At 58.6% G+C, this 7,558-nt stretch carries 5 protein-coding genes and 1 pseudogene; all 6 read right to left on the bottom strand.

Annotation, left to right across the window (positions count from 1 at the left end; genetic code table 11):
* Positions 1 to 144 precede the first annotated feature (144 nt).
* Positions 145 to 1,997 (bottom strand): annotated as a pseudogene (locus BF12_RS20490) (single-stranded-DNA-specific exonuclease RecJ).
* A gap of 112 nt (positions 1,998 to 2,109) precedes the next feature.
* Complete coding sequence (thrC, locus tag BF12_RS0115425) at positions 2,110 to 3,501, bottom strand: threonine synthase (protein ID WP_024953051.1); 1,392 nt, start codon at positions 3,499 to 3,501, stop codon at positions 2,110 to 2,112.
* A 111-nt stretch (positions 3,502 to 3,612) separates the two neighbouring features.
* On the bottom strand, positions 3,613 to 4,929 hold the full coding sequence (locus BF12_RS0115420; protein ID WP_024953050.1) for a homoserine dehydrogenase: 1,317 nt from the start codon (positions 4,927 to 4,929) through the stop codon (positions 3,613 to 3,615).
* Positions 4,930 to 5,109: 180 nt separating this feature from the next.
* Positions 5,110 to 5,880: a DsbC family protein gene (locus BF12_RS0115415; protein ID WP_024953049.1), complete on the bottom strand. Its 771-nt coding sequence runs from the start codon at positions 5,878 to 5,880 to the stop codon at positions 5,110 to 5,112.
* 39 nt (positions 5,881 to 5,919) lie between these two features.
* Entirely contained in the window at positions 5,920 to 6,828 is a 909-nt protein-coding gene (gene xerD, locus BF12_RS0115410) for a site-specific tyrosine recombinase XerD (RefSeq protein ID WP_024953048.1), read from the bottom strand.
* Positions 6,829 to 7,064: 236 nt separating this feature from the next.
* Positions 7,065 to 7,421, bottom strand: a complete 357-nt coding sequence (rplS, locus tag BF12_RS0115405) for a 50S ribosomal protein L19 (RefSeq protein ID WP_024953047.1) — start codon at positions 7,419 to 7,421, stop codon at positions 7,065 to 7,067.
* Positions 7,422 to 7,558 lie beyond the last annotated feature (137 nt).

Below are 7,558 nucleotides of genomic sequence, written 5' to 3'. Positions count from 1 at the left end.
AAAAACATCAATCGAAACAATCACCTGCACACCTCTTTCACCGCTGGTAACGCCATGCGTCCCCGGCAGCGGATGCGTACTTTACGCACCGGGCCGGTTCAGCGCAAGGCCTTTTGGGAAGAAATGTCATCTAGAGCTCATACATCACACCGGCAGAGCATATTCCAGCATAAGCTGGAGGGATTCTCGGCCCCGCCACCGGTTACGTGACAGCTTATAAGCACAGTGCAGGACATCCCCCAAACCAAAGGCAGGCGCCTCACCAGGTGTCAGCGCTCTGAACCAGATAGCTTTTATGCGCACTCGCCCCAGCGAAAGCTCCATAGAAAGGTGGGTACCGTCGGCCCCTACGGGACGCAAGCTTTCTATCATGAAGCGCCCCTCGAAAAGCGGTGCCTCAAACTCGCGGCCAAAGGGGGCGAGGCGCTCGATCTCATCCAGTGTCTCCAGGCTCAACTGCCCTTCATTGAGCCCACCATCGCTGAGTATCAGCGGATTGAGCGGAAGATCACCCAGTTGCTCGGCAGCCGCTTGCTGAATGGCATCAGTAAAGATACTCCTCTCGACCAGGGGCAGCCCTACCCCTGCAGCCCCCTTATGCCCACCGAAGCGCGGCAAGCCTGGGGCGCGAGATCGTGTGCCCGCTGCAATGCATCACGCAGATGCAACCCTTCAATGGAGCGGCCCGATCCTGTCAGCATACCCGGTGTTGCAGCAGGTGTGAGTACGACAGCGGGCCGCCCAAATTGCTGGACCAGCCGCGAAGCCACGATCCCCTGTACACCGGGATGGCCGTCTTCCAGGTAGACCACAATGATCTGATGCCCGGCGCGCAAAGACTCCATGGCCAACGAGCGGGCCGACTCTACCATCTCCACCTCGATGGCCTTGCGCGATTGATTATCTTGGTCAAGCACATCCAGAGCGCTGCGTGCCGCGGCATCTTCCCGTGCCAGCATGAAGTGAAGCGCAGCATAAGGATCATCCAGCCGTGAGCGCGCATTGATGCGCGGCCCCATCTGAAAGGCGAGCGTCTCGGCATTAAAAGGTACGCTATCAGCGCCCAGGCGCTCGGCCATCGCCCGCCAACAAGGCTCCTGCATACGATTAATCAGTGTCAGGCCGAGATTGACCACTGCACGATTGATGGCACTCCCACCAAGCGAGACACAATCAGCCACGGTCCCAAGAGCGACATACGATAGCCACGGTGACAACTTTGGCGTACTCGCTGGCAACCTGCCCTGCTCGATCAATACATTACGCGCCAGTGACATGGTCAACCAGGCCACCATACAGCCAGCGATGGTCGCATCCGGGTAGGCACAATCGGCCCGTGTCGGATTGACGGTTGCATAGGCAGAAGCCGGTGGCCCTTCCTGCGGCAACGCATGGTGATCCGTCACCACCACTTCTATTCCCGCTTCCTTCAACAGCGCCAGGCGCGCCTCATCGCTGGAGCCACAATCTGCGGTCACGATGAGAGTGGGACGCGGACTCAGTGTCATGATGCGCTCAACCAGCGGCAGACTGATGCCGTAGCCGTCATGAATGCGATGCCCGATCAAGCTATGCACGCGATCGTAAGGCACATCGAACAACTCGGTCAGGGTGCGCAGCATCACTACATGCGAGGTAATGCCGTCGACGTCGTAATCTGTGAGGATACCGATGTGCTCGCCGTCACTGACAGCGCGGGCGATGCGCTCTGCCGCACGTCGACCGTCTGCCAGCCGTTCGGGATGCTCAATATGCTTGAGCGCAGGCGTGATCAAGGCCTCCAGCGGCGCCTTGCAGCTTTCGAGCGTCAACCGCCCTGCCAACACTCGCGCCTGCAATTCACTGAGACCTGCCGCAAGGCCTTGTTGATAGAGGCGCTCGTCACGTGTACGCGGGCGAATGACGCGCGCAATGCTGGCCGTGAGCGTACGCTCATCCGGGCGCGCCAAGGTGCCTTGTGATAATGAAACGGGCGACGATGAGGGAGTGACTGACATGATGGCTCCTGACAAACGACATGGCCGTCATTTCGGCAGCGGACTGCAGAAATGACGGCCATGAAAAATGGCTACCGATCAGCCTAAAAGGCCCGACCGGTAGCTGATGCGATCACCCGCGGCGATTCTCACGCACGAAGTTCTGCACGGCAGTCAATTCAGCCGGCAGCACACTGTAACGCTCTTCGCGCTCAAGCAAGTCACTCAGATGCGGCGGCAGATCAACGCCCGCAAAGCCTGCACGCGCTACCGCTTCAGCAAACTTCGCAGGGTGCGCGGTCGCCAGCGTAATCATCGGTGTCGCAGTATCGGTACGGCAGACCTCTGCCGCACGATAGCCGGTAGCCGTATGCGGATCGAGGATCTCGCCGGTACGCTGATGCGCTTCACGGATAACCTCGAGAATCGTCTCGTCATCGACACTGTGGCTGGAGAACAGCTCACGCAGCTTCGCCAGCGGTGCATCCGCCAGTGCCGCAGGTTCACGTGAGAAGTGCTCGAGTAACTCACGGATCGCCTGACCATCGCGGCCGTAGGCCTCGAACAGCAGACGCTCGAAGTTGGAGGACACCACGATATCCATCGACGGCGCCAGCGTCGCCTTCAACTCCTGACGCGAGAAGTCGTTGGAGGAAATGGTGCGATGCAGGATGTCGTTGGCATTGGTGGCGATCACCAGCTGGCGCACCGGCAAGCCCATGCGCGAGGCCAGATAACCGGCAAAGATGTTGCCGAAGTTGGCCGACGGCACCGTGAAGCTGACCTGACGCGCCGGAGCGCCCAGCGCCACACCGGCAGCCACGTAGTAGACGGTCTGGGCCATGATGCGCGCCCAGTTGATCGAGTTGACCGCAACCAGACGCGTGCCATTCAGGAAGTCCTGATCGGCGAAGCTGGCCTTCACCATCGCCTGAGCATCATCGAAGTTGCCCTCGATAGCAATGTTGAAGACGTTGGGTGCCAGCACGGACGTCATCTGACGGCGCTGCACCTCAGATACCCGGTTATGCGGATGCAGGATGAAGATATCCACGTGGTCACAGGCACGGCATCCCTCAATGGCAGCAGAACCGGTATCACCCGAAGTCGCCCCCATGATGACAGCACGCTCACCGCGCTTGGCGAGGAAGTGCTCGAGCAGGCGCCCCAACAACTGCAGCGCAACGTCCTTGAAGGCCAGCGTCGGGCCGTGGAACAGCTCCAACAGATAATGGTTGCTGTCGAGCTGATTGAGCGGCACGACAGCATCATGACTGAAGGTAGCGTAGGTCTCGCGCACGATGGTGCGGAAGGTTTCGTCATCGATGGCGCCATCGACGAACGGCTTCATGACACGGAAGGCGATTTCCGCGTAGGACTCGCCCGCCATTGCCGTCAGTTCTTCCACACTGAACTGTGGCAGAGTTTCCGGCACGTACAGGCCGCCATCGCTGGCAAGCCCCGTGAGAACCACATCTTCAAAACCGAGCGCTGGCGCCAGGCCGCGCGTAGAGATATAACGCATATCGTGTCTTCCCGTGGCCTCTGCCACCTGAATGATTCTTACCCTTCCCGGCCCTCGCCGGCAGCCCAACGGGAGGGGGCTGACGTTCAGCCCCCTCCCGATTGCACACCGTCAGGCGTTGTCGTCGAGATCCTCGACACGAATACGCACCACGGAACCGGCAACATCCACCAACGCTTCCAGCTGGCGAATCGCTTCGTTCATGTGCAACTCACGAGCACGATGCGTCAGCAGGATGATCGGCACCAACTCACCTTCGGTGGCTTCCTTCTGGATGATCGCCTCGATGGAGATGCCCTGCTCGGCAAGAATCGTGGCGACACGCGCCAGAACACCCGGGCGATCGACAGCCTGAAGACGCAGATAGCAAGCGGTCTCGATGTCTTCCATCGGCATGATCGGCAAGGTATCACCGTGCTGATTGACTTCGGAGAAAGCCAGATACGGCACGCGGTAGCGGTGATCGGTGGATATATCACGCGCTACGTCGAGCAAGTCCGCAACGACAGCAGAGGCTGTCGGCTCAGCACCGGCGCCAGCACCGTAGTAAAGAGTAGGGCCGACGGCATCACCCATTACCTCAATGGCGTTCTTGACGCCATGCACGTTCGCCAGCAGACGCTCTTTCGGGATCAACGTCGGATGCACGCGCAGCTCAAGACCTTTGCCAGTCGCACGCGTAATGCCCAGGTGCTTGATGACATAACCAAGATTATCGGCCTGCTCGATATCCTCAGCAGTAATGCACGAGATACCTTCGGTGTAGGCTTTGTCGAACTGCAGCGGCACACCAAAGGCGATGGACGCCAGGATGGTCAGCTTGTGTGCGGCATCGATACCTTCGATATCGAAGGTCGGATCTGCCTCGGCGTAACCTAGTGCCTGCGCTTCAGCCAAGACGTCGTCAAAGCTACGGCCTTCATCACGCATCGCGCTGAGAATGAAGTTGCCAGTACCATTGATGATGCCAGCCAGCCACTGAATACGGTTGGCACCCAAGCCTTCACGCAGTGACTTGATGACCGGAATACCGCCTGCAACAGCCGCCTCGAAAGCAACCATGACGCCTTTCTCGGCAGCAGCACGGAAGATCTCGTTACCGTGTACAGCGATCAGTGCCTTGTTGGCAGTGACGACATGCTTGCCATTGGCAATGGCTTCCATCACCAGCTCATAAGCGACGTCATAGCCACCAATCAGTTCGACCAACACATCAATCTCGGGATTACGTGCCACCTCGAAGATGTCATGGGTACGGCTGACGCCGGTGATATCGCAGTCGGGGTTATCACGCCGCGCACCGATTTGTTCGACAATAATAGGGCGCCCAGCACGACGCGCAATTTCATCGGCATTACGGGTCAACACGTTGAACGTGCCGCCGCCTACGGTACCCAGACCACAGATTCCTACTTTCACCGGTTTCAACGTCGCTTTCCTCTCTCGTTACGGTATCCAGCCTTGATGGCCGCGCCTATCGCGCTGACGCCCTGCCGACCTGTCGTCGGTCTCTTATCCAGACAGCATTTAACCTTACAGTCTGCCGTGACCACGGTAGCAAGGCAGAACGGCCTGTCAACGCGTGATCGTTATATCACTTGCAACTCATCAGCCATCGACGCCCAGCATCGTGGCAAGACGATCGACCGGCAGATAACCCGGCACCATCTGACCATCCGGCATCACGATGGCTGGCGTCCCCTGCACACCCATGCGCGTGCCGAGCTCATACTGGCTTGCGACCGGAGCATCACAGCTAGCGGTCTGCTTGGGCACTTCGCCTTCATTCTTGATGCGGTTCATGGCTTCGGTAGGATTCTCTGCACACCATACCTGCGCCAGCTCTCGCGCACCTTGAGAGCGCATGCCACCGCGCGGGAAGGCCAGATAGCGCACTTCAATACCGCGCGCATTCAGTTCCGGGACTTCCTTGTGCAGCTTGCGACAGTAAGGGCATGTCGTATCCGTGAAGACACTGATGACCGCTTTGATCTCGCCTGCCGGACGATAGATGACCATGTCTTTTTCACTGACATCGCCCAGCAGTTTGAGGCGCTCGCCATTGGCCTTCTGTTCGCTGAGGTTGACCAGCCCCTTGTCAGCATCGTTGCGGTACATCTCACCCACGATCAGGTGCTGACCATCGATGTCGGTATAGAAGCTTTCGCCGCTTGTCAGGCGCACCTCATAAAGCCCCTTGATCGGACTGGATGCCAATGACTCGACTGGCAACGGCTTCCCATTGACGACCAGTTTGTCACGCAGATCATCCAATGCATCGGCCTGCGCCAGCGGTGTCAGAAGCGTCAACAGTGTACCGGCACCAATCAGGCGAAGCACATGCCTCAGGCGCTGCGGGCGGCGGGTAAACTTGCTCATCAATCTCTCCTTGACGTCCGCGGGCGAGGCAATCGTTGATCAGCCGCGCGGATGGTGTTCGGCATGCAGACGTTCCAGGCGTGCCTGGGCCACATGAGTATAAATCTGGGTCGTGGACAGATCACGATGACCCAGCAACAACTGCACGACACGCAGATTGGCACCATGATTGAGCAGGTGCGTGGCAAAGGCATGTCTCAGCGTATGAGGCGACAGCGGCTTATCAATCGACGCCGTCACGGAATGATGACGAATGCGATGCCAGAAGGTCTGCCGCGTCATTGCCTTGTCCTGCCGCCCCGGAAACAGCGCCGGACGCGTCTGGTCGGTCATCATCGCAGGTCGGCCAGTGGACAGCCAGCGTGACAACCAGTCACAAGCCTCCTCGCCCAAAGGCACCAACCGCTCGCGATCTCCCTTGCCGACGACACGCACGACTCCCTGGCGAAGATTCAGTGCATCGACACTCAGGTTGACCAGCTCACTGATACGCAGGCCCGCGCCATATAGAACTTCCAACATGGTGCGGTCACGCAAACCAATGGCGGTGTCAAGGTCGGGTGCTTGAAGCAATCGTTCGACTTCGTCTTCATCCAGCGTGCCTGGCAGACTGGGGATCACGCGCGGCAGACGCACCTCATGCAAGGGATCTGACTCGATCATTCCTTCTGCCAGTGACCAGCGATAAAAGCGACGTAATGCCGATAACAAACGAGCAGTAGAACGCAAGGCATGTGACTCGCGCCGCGAATCACAAAAGGCCTGTATCTGCTGCGAGGAGGCCGACAACAAAGGCACTATCGCTGCGCCCTCCGACGTTTGAGCCGACAACCAATGGCGCCATGCCTGCAAGTCACTGCGATACGCATCAAGCGTATTGTCGCTGGCACCGCGCTCCAGCCAGAGCGTATCGAGGAAGCGCTCAACCAGCCCATTATCATCTGTCATCCCTGCGCCTCCTGAAGCCAGCGATACGAGAGCGCTTACTGCTCACGTGACTATCGATTCTACTCTGACAGCCTGACGAGTGGATTAACCCCTTCTGCTCGTCATCGATTTTTCGATTTTCTAAAACAAGAACACCCCGCCATGCGATGCATGCGGGGGTGTTCTCTACGAGAGTGCAAGTGGCAATTCGCACCCTCGCATGGTGCCGAGTTCTGCATTCAGAAAATGCGGAGCGCTTAGCCCAGCTTTTCTTTGATACGTGCAGACTTGCCGCTACGCTCACGGAGGTAGTACAGCTTAGCCTGACGCACGTCACCACGACGTTTGACGTCGATACCGGCAACCTGCGGGCTGTAAGTCTGGAAAGTACGCTCGACGCCCACACCGTGGGAGATCTTGCGGACGGTGAAAGCGGAGTTCAGACCGCGGTTACGCTTGCCGATCACCACGCCTTCGAAGGCCTGCAGACGTTCGCGAGTTCCTTCCACAACCTTGACCTGGACGACGATGGTGTCACCCGGTGCAAAGGTCGTGATTTCCTTGCCCATCTGCTCGTTTTCGATCGCCTGGATCAGTTTATTCTTGCTGCTCATCGCTAGCTCCAAATTCGTTAGCATCAAACCCTGGGGCTGATGTTTGTCATGACCCCGGCACCGCAAACGGCCTTGAACACGGGGATCGACCTTGTGTGTGACGCGCCACGGGGCTCCCGCAAGATGACTCCGGGCCG

Origin of the sequence: Cobetia crustatorum (assembly GCF_000591415.1) — a bacterium.
GTDB classification, from domain to species: Bacteria; Pseudomonadota; Gammaproteobacteria; order Pseudomonadales; family Halomonadaceae; genus Cobetia; species Cobetia crustatorum.
Note: the sequence above shows the minus strand (reverse complement) of the source record. Positions and strands in the feature narration are given on the sequence as shown.

Excerpts from the sequence above, each read along its gene's own strand:
- thrC (WP_024953051.1), bottom strand. The coding sequence starts at position 3,501 with ATGCGTTATATCTCTACGCGCGGCCTGGCGCCAGCGCTCGGTTTTGAA.
- BF12_RS0115415 (WP_024953049.1), bottom strand. The coding sequence starts at position 5,880 with ATGAGCAAGTTTACCCGCCGCCCGCAGCGCCTGAGGCATGTGCTTCGC.
- xerD (WP_024953048.1), bottom strand. The coding sequence starts at position 6,828 with ATGACAGATGATAATGGGCTGGTTGAGCGCTTCCTCGATACGCTCTGG.
- rplS (WP_024953047.1), bottom strand. The coding sequence starts at position 7,421 with ATGAGCAGCAAGAATAAACTGATCCAGGCGATCGAAAACGAGCAGATG.